This is a genomic window from Flavobacterium columnare, assembly GCF_014844295.1.
GTDB lineage: Bacteria > Bacteroidota > Bacteroidia > Flavobacteriales > Flavobacteriaceae > Flavobacterium > Flavobacterium columnare.
Map to the genome: position 1 here is coordinate 3,140,617 of NZ_CP054494.1, position 20,845 is coordinate 3,161,461.

Below are 20,845 nucleotides of genomic sequence, written 5' to 3' on the forward strand. Positions count from 1 at the left end.
GCCCTAAAAAAACAAAGCAATGATCAAACATATTAGAATTCAAGAATATAAAGCTTTAATTTACAGAATATTACTAGTATATGCTTTTTACTCCTTAGTTCGAATTCTTTTTACTCTTTTTAATCTAAAATTTTTAAAAATAGACTCTTTAGGTCAATTTTTAAAATTAGCGTTTCATGGATTAACTTTTGATACTACTGCTATATTATACGTAAATTCTCTTTTCATATTACTTTCTATATTTCCTTTATGGATTAATACACGCAAAGGTTATCAAACAGTACTGTTATATGTATACTTCATTACTAATCTAATAGCCTACGCAACTAATTTTATTGACTTTATTTACTATAAATATATTTATTCAAGAACCACTATTGCTATTTTAGATATAGCTAAACATGAATCTAATAAAGGAAATATGTTTTTTAGATTTATTGTAAGCTATTGGTATGTTTATCTACTCTTTTTTATAACGGCTTTTGTCTGGATTAAATTATACAAGTTAGTTAAAGTTCAAGAAGAAAAAATTCAACATAATTGGAAATATTTTTTAACTTCAAAAATTGGAGTTATTATTATTTTAGTTTTATCAATAGGTGGAATACGAGGTGATTTTAAAAAAAGTACTCGTCCTATTAACCTTATAGATGCCAATCAATATGTTACGAAACCACAACATGCAGATATAGTTCTAAATACACCTTTTGCATTAATTCGAACATTTCGCACAACAACATTTCAAAAAGTTAATTATACAATCAACGATTCTGTTTTAAAAAATCAAATACAACCCATTAAACAATACCGTAACTACCCTCTCACAAAACCTAATATTGTTGTATTTATAACAGAAAGTTTTGGACGAGAATATTGGGGATGCATGAATAAAAATACGACCATCCCTGGTTTTAAGAGTTATACTCCTTTTTTAGATGAATTAGCTAAAGAAAGTTTAATCTTTACAAATGCCTATGCTAATGGAAGCAAATCTATTCACGGAATGTCATCAGTTATTGCTGGTATCCCATCCTTTAGAGATGCCTTTACCTCTTCTCCTTACCCTAATCAAAAAATTCAATCTTTGGTTTCTTGTTTAAAAGAACTGGGTTACGATACTTCTTTTTTTCATGGAGCTCCTAATGGATCTATGGGATTCATGGGATTTGGAAATATTTTAGGTTTTGATCATTATTATGGAAAAACAGAATTTAATGACGATACGCAACATGATGGTGTATGGGGAATTTGGGACGAACCTTTTATGCAATTCATGAAAAAAACATTGGATCAAAAGAAAACACCTTTTTTTAGCACAATTTTTACAGTTTCATCTCACGAACCTTATATAGTACCTAAAAAATACGAAGGTAAATTCCCTAAAGGAACAAGCCCAATGCATCAATGTGTAGGATATACAGATTATGCTTTTAAACGTTTTTTTGAAGAAGCTAAAAAACAACCTTGGTTTAAAAACACTATATTTATTATAACCGCAGATCATACCAACCTGACCGCATATCCCGAATACGACAAAATTGTAAACAGACAAGCTGTACCCATACTTATCTACAAACCCGACGGAAGTCTAAAAGCTGAAAACAATGATTTTGCACAACAAATAGATATTTACCCTACTCTATTAGATATGATTGGGTATCCAAAACCCTTTAGAAGCTGGGGAAGAAGTTTAGTAAGTAAAACAAACATACCCCCTTTTACAATAAATTTTAACGGTAATAGCTACCAATTACAAAGAGGGAACTATATTTGTACTTTTGATGGCAATAAAGACATTCATTTTTACGATAAAAATGACAAAGCATTAGAAAAAGAACTTAATCTAAAACCTAACCAAGAAATGCTGGAAACAGCAGAAATTTGTAAAGCGTTAATTAAAGATTATTTTGATAGAATTATAGATAGAAAATTAGCTCAATAATGAAAAAGAAAATAATATTATTCATAGCAATATTAGGAAGTATCATAGGTGGTAAATACGTATATGATATGCACCTAAATCACAACTTTGAAACCATTACAGAAGGAAAAGTATACAAAAGCGGGGTTATACCACCAGATGAAATAGAAGATTATGTAAAAAAGTACAAAATAAAATCAATTGTAGACTTACGCTTTCCTGGAACTGCTGATTTAGAAAACAACCCAGAAGTACCTTCTGAATTAACCGCTGAAAAACAAGCTATTGCAAAAATACCAGGTCTTAATTATTTTAACAATGGTTCTGACCAAGTACCTACAGAACAAAATTTACAAACATTTTATAAAATTATGGATAATCCTAAAAATTATCCTGTTTTAATTCATTGTTATCATGGGGTAGGCAGAGCCGAATTATATTCAGCTCTTTATAGAATAGAATACGAAAATTGGGATAAAGACAAAGCACGTACTTCTACTAGAATGTTGACCAAATATTCTTCTTTTGATTTAGGAAAACCAAAAGGTGATTTCCTTCACAATTATAAAAACCGAAACGAAACAAAATAGTTTTCATTATAAATTTTATTTAAACTCGAGTTCTATAACTCGGGTTTTTTTATAATTCTAAAATCGATCTTGACTAAACTTATGTTATACATTTAAAATTTATTACAGGTAAAAATGACTTTGAATCTAAAAAATACTCATTTTTTTACCCTCAATAGAAAACATCTACAAAGGAAAATTTTGGTACTTTTTTACCTTTTATCTTCTTTGTTCTTTTAATCTTAATCACAAAAGACTGACGCATAATCTAGATCAACCTTTTTAGAAATATTAATCAAATATTATAAGAATATTTAAGCAAGAACCTTTCTATAATAAAAAACCCAAGACAGCTAGTTGCCGTTTTGGGTTTTATATTATTATAAGGTAACTAAACTTTATTAAGATAAAGCTACTTTTACTTGATCAGCTGCTTCTTGGAATTGAACTGCTGATAAAATTGGCATACCTGAATTATCAATTAATTCTTTTGCTATTTCAGCATTCGTTCCTTGTAAACGCACAATAATAGGAACATTAATAGCATCTCCCATATTTTTATAAGCATCTACTACTCCTTGTGCTACACGATCACAACGAACAATACCACCAAAGATGTTAATTAAAATTGCTTTTACATTTGGATCTTTTAATATAATACGAAAAGCTGTTTCTACACGTTTAGCATCTGCTGTACCTCCCACGTCTAAGAAGTTTGCTGGCTCATAACCTGCATACTTAATTAAATCCATAGTAGCCATAGCTAAACCTGCACCATTTACCATACAACCTACAGTACCATCTAAATCTACGTAATTTAAACCGGCTTCTTTAGCTTCTACTTCAATTGGGCGTTCTTCTGTAATATCGCGCATTTCAGCTAAATCTGCATGACGGTATAACGCATTGTCATCTAAAGATACTTTTGCATCTACAGCCATAATTTTATTGTCTGAAGTTTTTAAAACAGGATTGATTTCAAACATAGAAGAATCAGATCCAACGTATGCTTTGTATAAAGCATCAACGAATTTCACCATTTCTTTAAATGCTTCACCTGATAATCCTAAGTTAAATGCAATTTTTCTAGCTTGAAAACCTTGTAAACCAACAGCTGGATCTATTTCTTCTGTAAAGATTTTATCTGGTGTGTGCTCTGCTACTTCTTCAATATCCATACCTCCTTCAGTAGAATACATGATCATATTACGACCTGTTCCTCTGTTTAACAATACAGACATATAAAACTCTTTTGTTTCACTCTCACCTGGATAGTACACATCTTCTGCCACTAAAACTTTATGAACTCTTTTTCCAGTTGGAGGTGTCTGAGGAGTTATCAAATCCATTCCAATGATTTGACCTGCTAATTCTTTTACTTGATCTAAGTTTTTAGCCAACTTAACACCACCACCTTTACCACGACCACCAGCATGTATTTGTGCCTTAATCACATGCCATCCTGTACCTGTTTCATCTGTAAGTTGTTTTGCCTTAGCAACCGCTTCTTCAGCATTGTTTGCTACATAACCACGCTGAACACGTACTCCGTAGCTTGCTAATATCTGTTTCCCTTGATATTCGTGTAAATTCATAATATTTCTTTTGACTTTTATAAAGTGGCACAAAAATAATAATTTTCAAAAGAAAAATAGAATTCCATCTAACTTTTATTTAAAGTAATGAAATAATATTATTACTTGTTTTAGATTTTTTAAACCCCTGTAGATTTCAAGCAATCTTTTAATTTAAAGTGTTACAAACAAAACATTTTGTTGTTATTTTATTTTAATTCTTAATTTATTTTATCCAAAAAAAAGAACTTTTTATTTTTATCAAAATTTTAAAAATGGAAGAAACTAATTTATTACAAATCGAACAATTATACGGAGCACCTGTATATGTCTATCATGCAGAAAAAATTGAAAATCAGTACAATCGATTAAAAAATGCTTTCACCAAGGTTCAAAAGCTTCAAATAAATTACGCAGTTAAAGCATTATCTAATCTTTCTATTTTAAAACTATTCAATAAACTAAACTCAGGATTAGACACTGTTTCTTTACAAGAAGTACAGCTTGGTTTATTAGCAGGCTTTACCCCTAACAAAATAATCTTTACACCCAATGGCGTTTCTTTACAAGAAATAGAAAATGCCTCTGAATTAGGAGTTCAAATTAATATCGACAATTTATCTATTTTAGAACAATTTGGCAATAAACATCCTAATATCCCCGTATGTATACGCATAAACCCTCATATCATGGCTGGAGGAAATGCCAATATTTCCGTTGGACATATTGACAGTAAATTTGGCATATCTATACATCAGCTTCCTCACATCTTACGAATTGTCAAAAATACAGACATGCACATTAACGGATTACACATGCACACAGGTTCCGATATTTTGGATATTGAAGTTTTCTTAGAAGCAACCGAAATATTATTTGAAACTGCCAAAAACTTCACTCAATTAGATTTTATAGACTTCGGAAGTGGTTTTAAAGTATCTTATAAAAAAGGAGATATTGAAACTGACATTGAAGAATTAGGTAAAAAATTAAGCAAACGATTTAATCATTTTGAAAAAGAATACGGAAGAGAATTAACCTTAATGTTTGAACCAGGCAAATTTTTAGTTAGCGAAGCTGGGATTTTCTTAACAAAAGTAAATGTAGTCAAACAAACTACTTCTACCGTTTTTGCAGGAGTTGACTCTGGTTTCAACCACCTAATACGACCAATGTTGTACGGATCTGAACATCAAATCATAAACATTTCAAATCCCAAAGGAAAAGAACGTTTCTACACCGTAGTAGGATACATTTGCGAAACAGACACTTTTGCCACCAACAAAAAGATAGCAGAAATTAAGGAAGGTGATATTCTAGCTTTTAAAAATGCAGGTGCTTATGGATTTTCAATGGCATCTAACTACAATTCCCGTTTTAAACCTGCCGAGATATTATGGAAAGATCAAAAAGCGCATCTTATACGCCAACATGAAACCCTAGAGGATTTAACACGAAATCAAATTTTAGTTGACTTTTAAATTCAATAACAAACTAGTTTTTAGTAACTCCCTCAACAGCCAAAGGGGGAGGCTAAAAAGGAATAAATCAACATCTAGTTTGTTAGTTTTTCCTATTATCGAAGTGACATCATCAGTATAGTAATTTGTTTCATCTGTTCGCTTTTTTCAACCCAGATTATGCCTTAGATTTTGTGATGAAGAGGAAAAGGACAAAGTAATTAAAAATGCACAATTTTTATTACTGCAACTTTGGTTTTACTATTGAAGACTAAAAATGGAGTACTTTTTTAGATTCAAAGTCCTTTTTATCTGTACTAAATTTCTAACGCGCAACCTGGGTTCAAATCTCCTTTTTGTTGGTTGTAGCAATTTTAAAAAGCTAAAATTCAAACTGTAATTGTTTTTAACAAACTCTAAGTAATACTTCTCATTTTTTGATTATTTTCGCACAAAAAAATATGTACAAAATTTTAGCAAAAATCAACAAAATCATCTTACCTAGTTTTAGTAAACAGCAACTTGATCCTGCCAAAGCAAAGAAATGGCAATTAGCAATATTAGCATACCGTTATTACGTAACAACTAGAGCTCTTTCTAATAAGTAACCGCAGAAAACAGAGGTTTTCCCTCTAATTTTTTACGACCATTTAAAAAAGTTAATTCCATAAGAAAATTACATTGAACAATCTCACCTCCTAATTTTTCTACTAATTCACACACGGCTTTAGCAGTACCTCCCGTTGCTAACACATCGTCATGAATTAATACTTTTTCTCCTTTTTGAATAGCATCTATGTGCATTTCCAAAACATCTTCTCCATATTCCAACTCATAACTAGCCGAAATAGTCTTATAAGGCAGTTTATTTTTCTTTCTTACAGGAACAAAACCTACGTTTAATTCCTGAGCTAACAACATTCCGAAGAAAAAACCTCTAGATTCTATTCCTACTACTTTATCTATTCGAATATTTTTTAACTCAGACAAGAGTTTTTCTAAGACTTCATGCCTTGCAGAGGGGCTTAATAATAGCGGTGTTATATCTTTAAACAAAATTCCTTCCTTCGGAAAGTCTTGAATATCACGGAAATACTGGTTTAAACTCATTTTTTTACAATTTTTTATTTGCAAGATAAAGAAAAGTTTCTATATTTGCACCCGCAATCAGGAAGTTAATATACAAACTGATTCATTTAATGGCCTCGTGGCGCAACTGAATAGCGCATCTGATTACGGCTCAGAAGGTTACAGGTTTGAATCCTGTCGAGGTCACAAAACTAAATAAATACTTATAATGGCCTCGTGGCGCAACTGAATAGCGCATCTGATTACGGCTCAGAAGGTTACAGGTTTGAATCCTGTCGAGGTCACAAAGCTCACAACAGTGGGCTTTTTTTATACCTTCTATTTTTGAATTATTATTTAGGATCAAGTCTGATTTAAAAAGATCCCCTTTTATTTCACAAAATTCTTTAACAAATTTTAAAAAGTTATTACATCTCTTATTTAACCCAAAAAAACTACCTTTGTGTTTTGCTTTAAATTATGCAACATACAGAGGAAACTATTGAAATTATAGGTGCTCGTGCACACAACTTAAAAAATATTGATATTACCATACCTCGTGAAAAATTAGTTGTTATTACAGGTTTATCGGGTTCTGGAAAATCTTCGTTAGCATTCGACACTATTTATGCTGAAGGACAACGACGTTATATCGAAACTTTTTCAGCCTACGCTCGTCAGTTTTTAGGCGGACTAGAGCGTCCTGATGTAGACAAAATTGATGGTCTTTCCCCTGTAATTGCTATTGAACAAAAAACAACAAGCAAAAGTCCACGTTCTACTGTAGGGACTATTACCGAAATTTACGATTTTCTTCGTTTGCTTTTTGCTCGTGCTGGAGACGCTTATAGTTATAATACTGGCGAAAAAATGGTTTCATATTCTGATGAACAAATCAAGGACTTGATTCTCCAAAATTTCGACAAAAAGAGGATCAATATTTTGGCTCCCATTATTCGTGCTCGTAAAGGACATTATGCTGAGTTATTTCAACAAATAGCCAAACAAGGGTTCTTAAAAGTACGCGTCAACGGACAAGTTCAAGACATTGTAACAGGAATGAAATTAGATCGTTACAAAACCCATGATATTGAAATTGTTATTGATCGTTTAGCTGTAGACAAATCCTCAGATAGCGAAAAGCGATTAATGGAAAGCATTAAAACAGCCATGTATCATGGAGAAAATGTACTCATCATTTTAGACCAAGATTCAGGAGAAATCAGATATTTTAGTCGAAACTTAATGTGTCCTTCTACTGGAATTTCATATCAAAATCCAGAACCTAATTTATTTTCTTTCAACTCGCCTAAGGGAGCTTGTGATCGTTGTAATGGATTAGGAACTGTAAATGAAGTTAATCTAAAAAAAATTATTCCAGATTCCAAAATATCCATCAAAAGTGGAGGAATTATAGCGCTAGGTGAATATAAATCCACTTGGATCTTCAAACAATTAGAAACCATAGGCGAAAAATTTGGCTTTAAACTAACTGACCCAATTGAAACCATTTCTTCGGAAGCCATGAATATGATTTTAAATGGGGGCAATGAAAAATTTAGTATTACTTCAAAAACAGCAGGTGTAACAAAAGAGTACAAAATTGAATTTGAAGGAATTGCTAATTTTATTAAAAATCAGCACGACGAAACAGAGTCTACCTCTATAAAACGCTGGGCTAAAGATTTTATGGATGAAGTAAGCTGCCCTGAATGCCATGGCTCTCGATTAAAAAAGGAAGCATTATACTTTAAAATTAATAATAAAAATATCCAAGATCTATCCAATACAGATATAGCTGACTTAAGCGAATGGTTTAACACATTAGAAGATTATTTAACTGAAAAACAAAAAACAATTGCTTCAGAAATAGTAAAAGAAATTAAAGTTCGTTTACAATTCTTAGTAGATGTAGGACTAAACTACCTTTCTTTAAGTAGAAGTTCTAAATCCCTTTCTGGTGGTGAAGCACAACGCATTCGTTTGGCTACACAAATTGGATCACAACTAGTAGGCGTATTATATATTTTAGATGAACCGAGTATAGGTTTGCACCAAAGAGATAATGAAAAACTAATTCGCTCCCTAGAACAATTACGTGATATCGGCAACTCCGTTTTAGTTGTAGAACACGATAAAGATATGATAGAAAGAGCCGATCATGTAATAGACATAGGCCCTAAAGCCGGACGTTATGGCGGGCAAATTATCAGCCAAGGAACCCCACAAAACTTATTAAAAGAAAATACGATTACAGCTCAATTCATGAGTGGTAAAATGAAAATAGAAATTCCTGAAAAACGTCGTGAAGGAAATGGTAAAAAAATCAAACTTACAGGTGCAACGGGCAATAATTTAAAAAACGTTTCTATAGAGTTTCCATTAGGCAAATTGATTTGTGTAACAGGCGTTTCTGGATCGGGTAAATCAACTCTAATTAATGAAACCCTCTACCCTATCCTCAATCACCATTTTTTTAATGCGGTAAAAAAACCACAACCCTATAAAAAAATTGAAGGCTTAGAACACATTGACAAAGTAATTGATATAGATCAAAGCCCAATAGGCCGTACTCCTAGATCTAATCCTGCTACTTATACCGATGTTTTTTCAGAAATTCGATCTTTATACACACAAACCCCAGAAGCACAGATAAGAGGATACAAACCCGGACGTTTTAGTTTTAATGTGGCTGGTGGACGCTGTGAAACCTGTGAAGGAAGTGGAGTTCGTACTATTGAAATGAGTTTTTTACCTGATGTATATGTAGAATGCGAAACATGTCAAGGAAAACGTTTTAATAGAGAAACCTTAGAAATTCGTTATAAAGGTAAATCTATTTCAGACGTATTAGATATGACTGTAGATGAAGCTGTTGATTTCTTTGAAAACATACCAAAAATCTACCGAAAAATTAAAACAATTCAAGATGTAGGATTGGGGTATATTACATTGGGACAACAAAGTACAACCCTCTCAGGAGGTGAAGCTCAACGAATTAAATTAGCTACAGAACTTTCAAAAAAAGATACAGGAAATACTTTTTATATAATGGATGAACCTACTACAGGTTTACATTTTGAAGACATTCGCGTGTTAATGGAAGTTATTCATAAATTAGTTAATAAAGGCAATACTGTTTTAATCATAGAACACAATCTAGATGTAATAAAACTAGCTGATTATATAATAGATGTAGGATATGAAGGCGGAAAAGGCGGAGGTGAAATTATTGCAAAAGGAACCCCCGAAGAAATAATTAAAAATAAAAAAAGTTATACCGCACAATTTTTGAAAAAAGAATTATCTTAGTTGGCTGATTTTTTAAAAAATTTATACTAATAATAACTGAGTCAATCCTAAAGACTCTCAATAATAAGAAGATGAAAGAAATATTTTCAAATGAAGACGAAAGAATCCAAGACAAACTAAAACAAAAAACTTGGAACGAGATACGATCAAACGATTCTTGGGCTATTTTTAAAATCATGTCTGAATTCGTAAATGGTTACGAAACCATGGCTCGTATAGGGCCTTGTGTATCTATTTTTGGTTCAGCAAGAACAAAACCAGAGGATAAATATTATCAATTAGCAGAAAGAATTGCTTATAAAATCACCAAAGCGGGATATGGCGTTATTACGGGTGGTGGTCCTGGTATTATGGAAGCAGGTAATAAAGGAGCACATCGTGGTGAAGGAATATCAGTAGGTTTAAATATTGAACTTCCTTTTGAACAACATTACAATCCTTATATTGATAAAGATAAAAATTTAAATTTTGATTATTTCTTTGTTCGCAAGGTAATGTTTGTGAAATATTCCCAAGGCTTTGTTGTAATGCCTGGCGGATTTGGCACTTTAGATGAACTTTTTGAAGCCATTACATTAATTCAGACAAAAAAAATAGGTCGTTTCCCAATTATTCTTGTTGGAACAGAATTCTGGAGCGGGTTACTTGATTGGATTAAAAACGTTATGATAGACAAGCAAAAAAATGCAAATCCTGAAGACATGAACTTAATAAAAATTGTAGATACAGAAGATGAAGTTGTAGAAGCTTTAGATAATTTTTATAAGAAATATAATTTATCCCCTAACTTTTAATTAAAACCTTTTTAAAAGGAGGTTTATAATACCAAAGAGGTTGCCCAAAAAAGCTACAACCTTCTCATTTCGAACATAGGAAGGAATCGCATAATGCTAAAAATGTGATTTCTCCTATCGTTGAAGTGACGAACTAGATATTGAGTTTTAACTTTTTTAGATACTCTTTTTCTATAAATAAAATTCAATATTCCCTAGAATCAATTTAAAAAATCTTTTTTATTTTATTCAAAAGTACATTTGAATTTGATCTAAATGGTTTTATTTTTATTATTATACCATTTAAACTTAAAAGATACTGGATTAAAAAGTAAAGTTCTCGATACGTTCTTTTTCATTTTAAAAACAACTCGAACAGGCGGTTGAGTATATATAATTGAAATCATCGTTCGTTCAAGCGCGAAGCGCATCGAGAACCAACACTAATTTTTGTTGCTTTTGTAGAGGTACTATTTTTAAAAAGAAAATTTAAAGTGTAAATGGTACAACTTCTCTAAAATTAATTTTATGGGCATAATACAAAACAAAAAAAGCTACCTTTAGATAGCTTTTTTTAAAATATTTGAAGTATTTATTATAATTTATTTCAATTGATCTACTGGACCATCCCACTCTGAAAAACCTCCTATTAGGTTATAAGTAACATTAAATCCCATTTGATTCATTATATTACATGCTTGAGCACTACGTCCTCCTGCCTTACAATATACATAGTAATTTTTAGTTTTATCTAACTCTTCTAATTGATAAATAAAACCTTGACCTTTATAAATGTCTATATTTACAGCATTAGGGATAATTCCATCTATACACTCATCCGCTGTACGCACATCTAATACGACTGCATTAGTATCCTCTTGTAATTTAGTCCACCAATCTTCTTGCTTTAAATCCATAATATTTGTTTTTATCAAATTTAAAAAAGATCTATAAATTTTCAACTAAAAAAAATCTAAAACTTTCTTATTGTTTAATCATAGATCATTACACGTTTAAAAAGATCTTTTTCATACCAAATTTTTATTTCAACAAATGGTCGTAGTAAAAAGAGGTTATCTAAAGATGATAAATTAGGGTCTATCTTGTCACTTCAACATTTGTGGAGATTTTATTATTAAGACTATATAAATTCTCTCTTTGGTTAAAGTAACAAGATTCCGCCCTTCTAGGATCCCCTATTTTAACATGTTAAAGATATATGTTACAAATGGATAACTTCTCCATAAGCATCTGCAACAGCTTCCATTACAGCCTCGCTCATGGTAGGATGCGGATGCACTGCTTTTAGAATTTCGTGTCCTGTAGTTTCTAACTTACGAGCTACAACAGCTTCTGCTATCATATCTGTTACACCAGCACCAATCATGTGACAACCTAACCACTCGCCGTATTTAGCATCAAAAATAACTTTTACAAAACCATCTTTTGTTCCTGCTGCTGATGCTTTACCAGATGCCGAAAACGGAAATTTTCCTACTTTTATTTCGTATCCTTTTTCTCTGGCTGCTTTTTCTGTTAAACCAACTGAAGCAATTTCTGGAGTTGCATAAGTACAACCTGGTATATTTCCATAGTCTAGTGGCTCAACATGTAAGCCTGCAATTTTTTCAACACAAAGAATTCCTTCTGCTGAAGCAACGTGTGCTAATGCTTGACCTGGAGTTACATCGCCTATTGCGTAGTACCCTGGTATATTGGTTTGATAGTAATCATTTACTAAAATTTTATCGCGATCAGTTGCAATTCCAACATCTTCTAATCCTATTCCCTCTATATTGGTTTTAATTCCTACTGCAGAAAGTACGATGTCGGCTTCTAGTATTTCTTCTCCTTTAGCGGTTTTAACTGTTGCTTTTACTCCCTCTCCTGTAGCATCTACTTTTTCAACTGAAGCATTGGTCATAATATTGATTCCTGCTTTTTTTAAAGAGCGTTCAAATTGTTTTGATATATCTTCATCTTCTACAGGAACGATGTTAGGCATAAATTCAACAATTGTTACCTCTGTTCCCATTGAATTATAAAAATGTGCAAATTCTACTCCGATGGCTCCAGAACCTACCACAATCATTTTTTTAGGTTGTTCAGACAATGTCATTGCTTGACGGTATCCAATTACCTTTTTACCATCTTGTGGTAAATTAGGCAATTCACGTGAACGAGCACCTGTAGCTATAATAATATGGTCAGCAGTATATTCAGTTATTTGACCTTCTTTATTTGTAACTTCTACTTTTTTTCCAGGTTTAACCTTTCCAAAACCGTCAATTACATCAATTTTATTTTTCTTCATTAAGAACTGAACCCCTTTGCTCATTCCTTCAGCAACACCTCTTGAGCGAGTAATTACAGCACCAAAATCTTTATCTACATTATCCGCTTTTAAACCATAGTCAGAAGCGTGTTTTAGGTAATCAAAAACTTGAGCGGATTTCAACAAGGCTTTTGTTGGTATACATCCCCAATTTAAACAAATACCTCCCAAGTTTTCTTTTTCAATAACAGCTACTTTAAAGCCTAATTGAGATGCACGAATAGCAGTAACGTAACCACCTGGTCCACTACCTAAAACTATAATATCGTATTTCATTTTATTTTGATTTTTCAAGTTTTTCAGAGCACGAAAATAAATATAATTTATGGTATAATAAAAAAATACATCAATTATGTTTTTATGTTTAATTATAGAATTAATAAACTATATGACTTTCTATTGGTTTATTTTTTCTAATTCTATACTTATTTAAATCCCGATTGTGCGTCAGCCTTTGTGATAAAGATAAAAAGGCAAAGAAGAGATCAAATGAATGGGAAATTTTATCTGTAGTAATAAATTTCTAATACGCAGTCTTGGGTAAACTAGGGGGGCTATAAAAAAATAGGGATCTAAAAAGTAGCAACTTAACGTTTAGTGCATAACTTTTCTTACTTCAGAAGTCATACTAGACATTATATCATTTCGCCTGTTAGCCTCGTCCGAGCCTTTCTTTAGTCGAAATGAAAGATTACAACTTTTTAGATCCCCTCATTTTAATTTTACGGTATCTTTTTATTCTACTACAACTTGTTTAATAACAGAATTATCATTTTGATTTATCTTTATTAAATAAATTCCTTTAGATAAATCGTTAACAGAAATTGATCCAGAAGTAATTCCTGCGATTTCACGAATTTTTTTCCCTAAAGTCGTATAAATTTCAACTGTATATCTTTGTGATAAATCTTCAAAAACTATTTGAAAATTTCCAGTTGTTGGATTTGGATATAATTTTATATTTACTTCTTTTTTATTTGGGGTTGATTTTCCTATTCTATTTCCTAAGCCTGAACAAATATCAACACCGTATATATCCCAATCTGTATTTTTATTAAAAGTAGTGTTTGGTACAACCGCTGTTGTTTTTCTTCTCATTGTTTCGTCTATTGAAAAATCAGCAGTGCCTCCGTTAAATTTACCAATAATATCTATTAAAATACCATTTTTAAACAATCCTATAGCGTCATTACCGTTATAAGCCATTTCTCCAGCAGTGGTTGATAAATTAGCCAATGTAGAAGAATAGCAAGATGACGCTATTAAACTATTTACAATTACAAATTTTTGATTATCAGCTAATGTACCTGCTAATTTTAAACCTGTACTCCACGAACCGGATCCGTTGGTTTGCTTTTTTATTACGTAAGAAGATAGATTAACAGAAACACCTGTTTTATTAGTAATTTCTAAAGCTTTATTGTTTGAAGATCCTTCTAAGTATTCTGAAAAATATAAATCAGAAACAGAAGTTACATTAGCTTTTGTAGTAACATTTAATAGATTGCTTGATCCTGAAACATTCCCTGCTGCATCTTTTGCTTTTACTGTAAATGAATAGCTAGTGGAAGTTGTTAGTCCTGTTATAGTAGCACTAGTACTTGTAACGGATGTTTTAAATATTGCTCCTTGATATACATCATATCCTGTTACTGCTATGTTGTCTGTTGAAGCTCCCCATGATAATGTACAAGTTGTTGTTGTAATATTTGAAGCCGTTAAGTTTGTAGGATTTGAAGGGGCAATCGTATCAGCACCTGTAGCTGTTGTAACATTTAATACATTACTTGATCCTGAAACATTCCCTGCCGCGTCTTTTGCTTTTACTATAAATGGATAAGAAGTAGAAGCTGTTAATCCTGTAACTGTAGTAGTAGTTCCTGCAACAGAAGTTTTTAATATTGTTCCTTGATATACATCATATCCCGTTACTCCTACATTGTCTGTTGAAGCTCCCCATGATAATGTACAAGTTGTTGTTGTAATATTTGAAGCCGTTAAGTTCGTAGGATTTGAAGGAGCAACCGTATCAGTACCAGTAGCTGTTGTAACATTTAATATTGTACTCGCATTTGACAAATTTCCCGCAGCGTCTTTTGCTTTTACTGTAAATGAATAAGAAGTAGAAGCTGTTAATCCTGTTATAATAGCATTAGTACCTGTAACCGTTATTTTTAGAGCATCATTTAGATACACATTATAACTGGTTACACCAACATTATCTGTAGATGCAGTCCATGATAAAGTACAAGCGGTCGTTGTTATTCCTGAAGATGTCAGATCAGACGGTACGGTAGGGGCTATTGTATCAGCAGTAGAACCTCCCCAAATAAGATTTACATAATTAGGATTATCAATAAATGGGTTTCGATTGCCTTGACGAGCATAAATAGCATTATTTCTGGCAATTTCCCTAGCACTTACAGGATCTTGTGCATGCCATTTTAATAACATATCTAAGAAAGGTTTTGCAAAAACTTGATTTGAAGTCCTGTTAAACATTTCATAAGAAGAATAATTAGCAACTGTATTTTCATAGCGTGTAGCAAAGTAAAAATACATACGAGCAATATCCCCTTTAAATTCATTGATTGGTTCAAAAACGGTACCTGTATAACCTGAAACAGCACTTGATCCTAATTTCCCTCCATTTCTTGATGTCCAGCTAGGAACAGCTACCATTCCGTGAGGATAATTAGATCGCATTCCATTAACCTTACCATCAGTAGGTGGAATAAAATGTGCATCGGATACCATAGGTGCTGCATTATTAAAAACGGATTGCGGAATCATGTGTTCTCGATTATAACATCCGCCTTCTCCTGAATAAGTTCCGCACTGGTTTGTACCATATTGGTATACATAAGGATCTACTCCCGTAGGGTTTTCAGAATAAACATCAATGATTGAATTATCATTTTCGTATTCTTTATCTCTATCAGAAGTTTGATAAGTAGTCCAAAGTCCAGCATACCCTTTATCCGTATGGTCTTTGATAATATTATACAATTGTGTTTTTAAGGTATAACCAGAACCTGTAGCGGAACTGTAGTACCCAGAAGGGGCTTGTGCATGCCCCACTAATGCACAGAAAAGTGCAAAAAAAGTAGTTTTTGATTTCATTGGTTGTTTTTAAATTGTTTTGGGTGTATAATTAATTTATTTAAAAATATAGATATAAAAAAAGTGGCTATGCGCCACTTTTTTATTGTACGATAATTTTTTTCGTTACAGATTGAGTTCCAGAAGTCAATTTTACCAGATAAAATCCTCTCGATAAACCTACTAAATCATAGCTTTCTCCTTTCTTTATAGGATTTTTATCTTTTTGTATCAGCTGCCCGTTTATGTTGTATACTTGAATTTCATCTAATTCGATTTCTGAATTAATTTTTATTAATTCTCCATTGGATGGGTTGGGATATAAACTAATATTGGTTTGTAATTGAAATTCAGCATTCGATAAAGCTTGACATTGTGCTGACCATATTTGACAAACGTATTCTGGGTGATCTATAAAAGGATTTCTATTATGTTGTGCGGCACAAACTGCATTATTTCTATCAATTTCTTTTTGACTAACGGGATCTTGAAGATGCCATGTTATCATTAAGTCTAGATACCATTTTTCATAAACTTGATCATTAGATCCATCTAAAACAGCATTTGCATCAACTGTAATATTTTGCCAATTTGAAATTTTATCTTCATAGCGTGTAGCCATATAAAAATAATTTCTTGCTATATCTCCTTTATATTGATCTGCAGGTTCAAAGACGGTAAGATTAGTGGGTGTGTTGGGAGCCGTACAAATTCCTATTTTGGAATTGTTATTTGTTACATAAGTAGGATTATTACCTACAATTCCATAAGGTATACTTCCTCTCATTCCATTATCTTTTTTGTCCGTAGGCATAACATGAAATGCGTCTGTATACATAGGCATTCCTGATGAACCACCAAACCAACTTTTAGGAAAAGTATGTTCTCTATTATATCTTTCGCATTCAACTTTTCCTCCTTTTCCGTCATCTTGATTTCCTCCTGTTAAGAGAGGAGCTCCAAAAACAAAATTACAGTTTGAATATATATCCCAGACTTTTCCATCAGAATTCACATCCGAAGTATAGTATAAATTCCATAACCCAGGCGTATAACTAATTACAGTATGACCTTTAATAATATTATAAAGTTGTGTTTTTAAAATATAACCCACTCCTGTTGCAGAGGAATAATACGTTTTTAAATCATTAGGACAATTTTGTCCAATTCCAAAAAAGGAACTTAAAATAAAAATAAAAAAAAGATAATTCTTTTTCATATACTAATTATGAACTTAGATTAAGATTTTTTTTCTAATAATGCCATATAAAACCCATCAAACCCTGTTTGATGGGCTAATATTTTGTAATCATTAATAAGGGTGAAATTTTGACCGCTTTCTGTTGCTAAAAATTTTTGAATTTGTTCTTGATTTTCAGACGGTAGTATAGAACAAGTGGCATATACTAACTTCCCTCCTGGCTTAACTATTTTAGAATAATTTTCTAAAACTTCAGCTTGTACTTTACGAATATTGTCTATAAATTCTGGTTGTAATTTCCACTTGCTATCTGGATTTCGTTTTAAAACCCCCAAGCCACTACAAGGAGCATCTATCAATACACGATCAGCAGTTCCATGAAGTTTTTTGATTGTTTTAGAATTTTCAATTACACGGGTTTCAATGTTATGAACGCCATTACGACGTGCTCTTAACTTTAATTGATTTAATTTGCTTTCGTATAAATCTAAAGCAATTAATTGTCCTTTATTTTGCATGATAGACGCTAAATGGAGTGTTTTTCCTCCGGCTCCTGCACAAGTATCTACTACACGCATACCAGGTTGAACATCTAACAATGGAGCTACTAATTGCGATGAAGCATCTTGCACTTCAAACATCCCTTCTCTAAAAGCTTCTGTTAAGAATACATTTGCACGTTCTTTCAACACTAAAGCATCAGGCTGGTCTTTTAAGAATTCTGTTTCTATATTTAAATCCATCAAGATGGCGCGTAACTTTTCTTTGGTCGTTTTTAAAGTATTAACTCGTAAGATTACTTTTGCTTGTTCATTTTGAGCTTTAATTTCTTTGCTCCAAACATTTTCGCCTAATTCCTTTACGCAAAGAGCATCCATCCAGTCAGGAATAGACTCTTTTATAACACGTTTTTTAGATAATTCATCAAAACGTCCTTTTATTTTACGCTCTGGAGTGCCTTGTAGCTGGGTCCAATCAGGTATAGGATACCCTCTTAAAACAGCCCAAGCAGCAAACATTCGCCACAAATTTTCACGATTAAAAGGTTCTTTTACATCGGCAATTTCTGCATATAAACGCTTCCATCTTACTATTTCATAGATTGTTTCAGCGACAAACTTTCTATCAGCACTCCCCCATCGTTTATCTTTTTTTAGGGCTCTAGCTACTACTTTATCAGCATATTCTCCTTCGTTAAAAATGGCATTTAAAGAGTCTATAGTCGTGTAAACAAGGTTTCTATGTAATCGCATATCATTAATTTTGAGGGCGCAAATATATAATAAAGTTATAAGCTTATAAAGACTCTTCCCTTTTTTATTTCTTAAAACTATAAAGAAATTATTTATTTCCTAAATTTTTAAAGAATAAAAAATAAAAAAGTCATTTTTTATTTAAAGAAATCAACAATTATTCGAACACTTGATATAGAGTTTATAATAATAAAAGAAACTTATTGCTTCCTTTTTTATTGATCTAGAAGATTTTATTTTTACGCTATTTTGTTAAAATAAAGTTAAAGTAAAGTTAAACAATTGATTAAAATAAACAATCATTTAATTTTGCGGAAAATTAATAAATATATGGGAACACATCCATTCAATCATAAACAAATTGCCATCTTAGAAGTAGTTGAAAAACTCTTTGCTGAAAAAGGCTTTGATGGAACATCCGTAAGAGATATTGCAAAAGCAGCAAACATTAATGTAGCAATGATTTCTTATTATTTTGGTTCTAAGGAAAAACTATTAGAAGGAATCGTTCTTTATCGTTCAGCTGGTTTAAATGTTCAAATGGAAAGCATTCGAAACAGTGAAATATGTCCATTTGAAAAATTAGATGATTTAGTTGAGTTTTATATAGCTCTTGTACATGGTAATAAATCTATTTATCAAATAATAAATGTTGAATTCAGTAATCAAAAAAGAAAAATTGATTTTGAACTGATAAACGAAGCCAAAGAAGGAAATTATATTGAATTAAATAGAGTTATAAGAGAAGGGCAAGAACAAGGCTTATTTAAAGAAGATATAAATACTTACTTGCTTGCACCAACTATACTAGGAACCTATTTCCATTTTTATAATAGTCGTTCTTTTTACCAAAAACTAATAGGTATAGAAAGTGAGGATCAATGGGAAAGTTATATAAAAACGGAACTAACTCAACATATAAAACAAGTTATTAAATCATTAGTCAAAAAATGAACGTAAATAAAATTCTCCCATTATTAATGCTAGTAAATTATAGTTGGTATGCTCAAGAAAGAACCAACTTAAATTTAAAAGATGCTTTAATCCTCTTAGAAAAAAACAACAACGAAATTTTATTAGCTCAAACAAAAGCCGATACAAAAAAGCTAGAATGGCAACAAGCAAAAGATCATCAATATCCTGATATTAAAATAGGCGGACAGTATTATTACATTACCGAACCAACTGTTGATCTAAAGCTAAAATTACCTTTCCCCCCCTCTGCAAGTCCTACAAATATCAACCAATTTATGATTGGACAGGCAAATGCTAACTTGCCTCTATTTGTTGGCGGAAAGATCCAAAACAGTATTCAAGCAACAGAAAATTTATATTTAGCCGAAAAAGCTAAATCTTCTACTACCAAAGAAGAGGTTTCATTAAAAGTAATTGAGTATTATGCTTTGTTATATAAATCATTAAAATCTGTAGAACTAATAAGTGATAATATTAAAAGTGCGGAACAACGTGTAAAAGATTTTTCTAATATGGAAAAAAATGGGATTATTGCCCGAAATGATCTTTTAAAAGCACAATTACAATTAGCTAAAATAAAATTAAGCTTACAAGAAGCAAATAAGAATGTAAATGTTACGAACTATGCTCTAACCACATTACTAAATTTACCTGAAGGATATCAAATAGGAATTGATGAACATCAATTTGATGGACAATCCCCTATTTCTAAAACTATTGCTGAACAAGATGCTCTACAGAACAGAAAGGATTTAGTTATTTTAGACTATTTACAAAAGGCAAATGAAAATAATATAAAAATAGCACAAAGTGGTTATTATCCTAAAATAGGTTTATCGGCAGGCTATATAGCTATGAGTTTACAAAATGTTATAAATGTTACAAATGCAATAAACATAGGTGGCGGAATTTCTTATGACCTAAGTTCTCTATATAAAACTTCAAAAGAGGTAAAAACAGCTAAAAATAAAGCTGAAGAATTAAAACTTACTCAAAATTTATTAAAAGAAGGAATAAAAATTCAAACCCAACAAAGTATAGAAAATTTTAATCTTGCTCAAGATCAAAACAAGGTATATCAACAAGCTATAGAACAAGCAACCGAAAACTATAGAATCGTTAAGGATAAACATGACAATGGATTAGCAACAGCTACAGAACTTATTGATGCTGATGTTGAACAATTAAATGCTAAAATAAACTATGCTAATTCTAGAGCAAATGTCCTTTTAAAATATTATGAAATGTTAGCAACATCAGGTCAACTAACTACATCATTCAATTTAACAAAATAATTTCGTC

General features: G+C 31.7%; 15 protein-coding genes and 2 tRNA genes. 10 read left to right on the plus strand and 7 right to left on the minus strand.

Translation table 11 applies throughout. From position 1 onward, the window contains the following. The first annotated feature begins 19 nt into the window (after nucleotides 1-19). Entirely contained in the window at nucleotides 20-1,942 is a 1,923-nt protein-coding gene (locus HUE53_RS13865) for an LTA synthase family protein (protein WP_192188588.1), read from the plus strand. Continuing rightward, nucleotides 1,942-2,511, plus strand: coding sequence for a dual specificity protein phosphatase family protein (locus HUE53_RS13870; RefSeq protein ID WP_065213702.1), 570 nt, complete (start codon nucleotides 1,942-1,944; stop codon nucleotides 2,509-2,511). Before HUE53_RS13865 ends, HUE53_RS13870 begins: the two co-directional genes overlap by 1 nt. Before the next feature lie 380 nt (nucleotides 2,512-2,891). Here HUE53_RS13870 and sucC read toward each other — a convergent pair whose 3' ends face one another. Continuing rightward, complete coding sequence (gene sucC, locus HUE53_RS13875) at nucleotides 2,892-4,085, minus strand: ADP-forming succinate--CoA ligase subunit beta (protein WP_014164319.1); 1,194 nt, start codon at nucleotides 4,083-4,085, stop codon at nucleotides 2,892-2,894. Between the two features lie 254 nt (nucleotides 4,086-4,339). Between sucC and lysA the strand changes: the two genes are divergently transcribed. Then, nucleotides 4,340-5,545, plus strand: a complete 1,206-nt coding sequence (gene lysA / locus HUE53_RS13880; protein WP_014164318.1) for a diaminopimelate decarboxylase — start codon at nucleotides 4,340-4,342, stop codon at nucleotides 5,543-5,545. Nucleotides 5,546-5,985: 440 nt separating this feature from the next. After that, entirely contained in the window at nucleotides 5,986-6,132 is a 147-nt protein-coding gene (locus HUE53_RS13885) for a hypothetical protein (RefSeq protein WP_014164317.1), read from the plus strand. On the opposite strand, the gene HUE53_RS13890 is transcribed toward HUE53_RS13885, so the two are convergent. Further along, nucleotides 6,122-6,634 carry an adenine phosphoribosyltransferase gene (locus tag HUE53_RS13890; RefSeq protein WP_014164316.1) on the minus strand — a complete coding sequence of 171 codons (513 nt, stop codon included), beginning with the start codon at nucleotides 6,632-6,634 and terminating at the stop codon, nucleotides 6,122-6,124. The two genes, HUE53_RS13885 and HUE53_RS13890, sit on opposite strands and share 11 nt — an antisense overlap. A 91-nt stretch (nucleotides 6,635-6,725) precedes the next feature. Here HUE53_RS13890 and HUE53_RS13895 point away from each other — a divergent pair. From HUE53_RS13895 to HUE53_RS13910, 4 genes are all read left to right on the plus strand, one after another. Further along, nucleotides 6,726-6,799 (plus strand) — tRNA-Arg (locus HUE53_RS13895). A gap of 24 nt (nucleotides 6,800-6,823) precedes the next feature. Then, nucleotides 6,824-6,897 (plus strand) — tRNA-Arg (locus tag HUE53_RS13900). Between the two features lie 175 nt (nucleotides 6,898-7,072). Beyond that, on the plus strand, nucleotides 7,073-9,904 hold the full coding sequence (uvrA, locus tag HUE53_RS13905; RefSeq protein WP_014164315.1) for an excinuclease ABC subunit UvrA: 2,832 nt from the start codon (nucleotides 7,073-7,075) through the stop codon (nucleotides 9,902-9,904). A 71-nt stretch (nucleotides 9,905-9,975) separates the two neighbouring features. Continuing rightward, nucleotides 9,976-10,698, plus strand: a complete 723-nt coding sequence (locus HUE53_RS13910) for an LOG family protein (RefSeq protein WP_014164314.1) — start codon at nucleotides 9,976-9,978, stop codon at nucleotides 10,696-10,698. A 581-nt stretch (nucleotides 10,699-11,279) separates the two neighbouring features. On the opposite strand, the gene HUE53_RS13915 is transcribed toward HUE53_RS13910, so the two are convergent. From HUE53_RS13915 to HUE53_RS13935, 5 genes are all read right to left on the minus strand, one after another. Then, nucleotides 11,280-11,594 (minus strand): rhodanese-like domain-containing protein, encoded by a 315-nt coding sequence (locus HUE53_RS13915; protein WP_014164313.1) that lies wholly within the window; start codon nucleotides 11,592-11,594, stop codon nucleotides 11,280-11,282. A gap of 305 nt (nucleotides 11,595-11,899) precedes the next feature. Beyond that, nucleotides 11,900-13,288, minus strand: coding sequence for a dihydrolipoyl dehydrogenase (lpdA, locus tag HUE53_RS13920; protein ID WP_065213705.1), 1,389 nt, complete (start codon nucleotides 13,286-13,288; stop codon nucleotides 11,900-11,902). Between the two features lie 459 nt (nucleotides 13,289-13,747). Next, nucleotides 13,748-16,135, minus strand: a complete 2,388-nt coding sequence (locus HUE53_RS13925; protein WP_014164311.1) for an endonuclease — start codon at nucleotides 16,133-16,135, stop codon at nucleotides 13,748-13,750. An 82-nt stretch (nucleotides 16,136-16,217) separates the two neighbouring features. Continuing rightward, nucleotides 16,218-17,333 (minus strand): endonuclease, encoded by a 1,116-nt coding sequence (locus HUE53_RS13930; protein ID WP_014164310.1) that lies wholly within the window; start codon nucleotides 17,331-17,333, stop codon nucleotides 16,218-16,220. Nucleotides 17,334-17,353: 20 nt separating this feature from the next. Then, nucleotides 17,354-18,568, minus strand: a complete 1,215-nt coding sequence (locus HUE53_RS13935) for an RsmB/NOP family class I SAM-dependent RNA methyltransferase (protein WP_014164309.1) — start codon at nucleotides 18,566-18,568, stop codon at nucleotides 17,354-17,356. Between the two features lie 330 nt (nucleotides 18,569-18,898). Between HUE53_RS13935 and HUE53_RS13940 the strand changes: the two genes are divergently transcribed. Together HUE53_RS13940 and HUE53_RS13945 are read left to right on the plus strand one after the other, a co-directional pair. Then, complete coding sequence (locus tag HUE53_RS13940; RefSeq protein ID WP_014164308.1) at nucleotides 18,899-19,522, plus strand: TetR/AcrR family transcriptional regulator; 624 nt, start codon at nucleotides 18,899-18,901, stop codon at nucleotides 19,520-19,522. Then, the gene (locus HUE53_RS13945) at nucleotides 19,519-20,838 is read left to right on the plus strand and encodes a TolC family protein (RefSeq protein ID WP_065213707.1); all 1,320 of its coding nucleotides are present in this window, start codon (nucleotides 19,519-19,521) and stop codon (nucleotides 20,836-20,838) included. Before HUE53_RS13940 ends, HUE53_RS13945 begins: the two co-directional genes overlap by 4 nt. Nucleotides 20,839-20,845 lie beyond the last annotated feature (7 nt).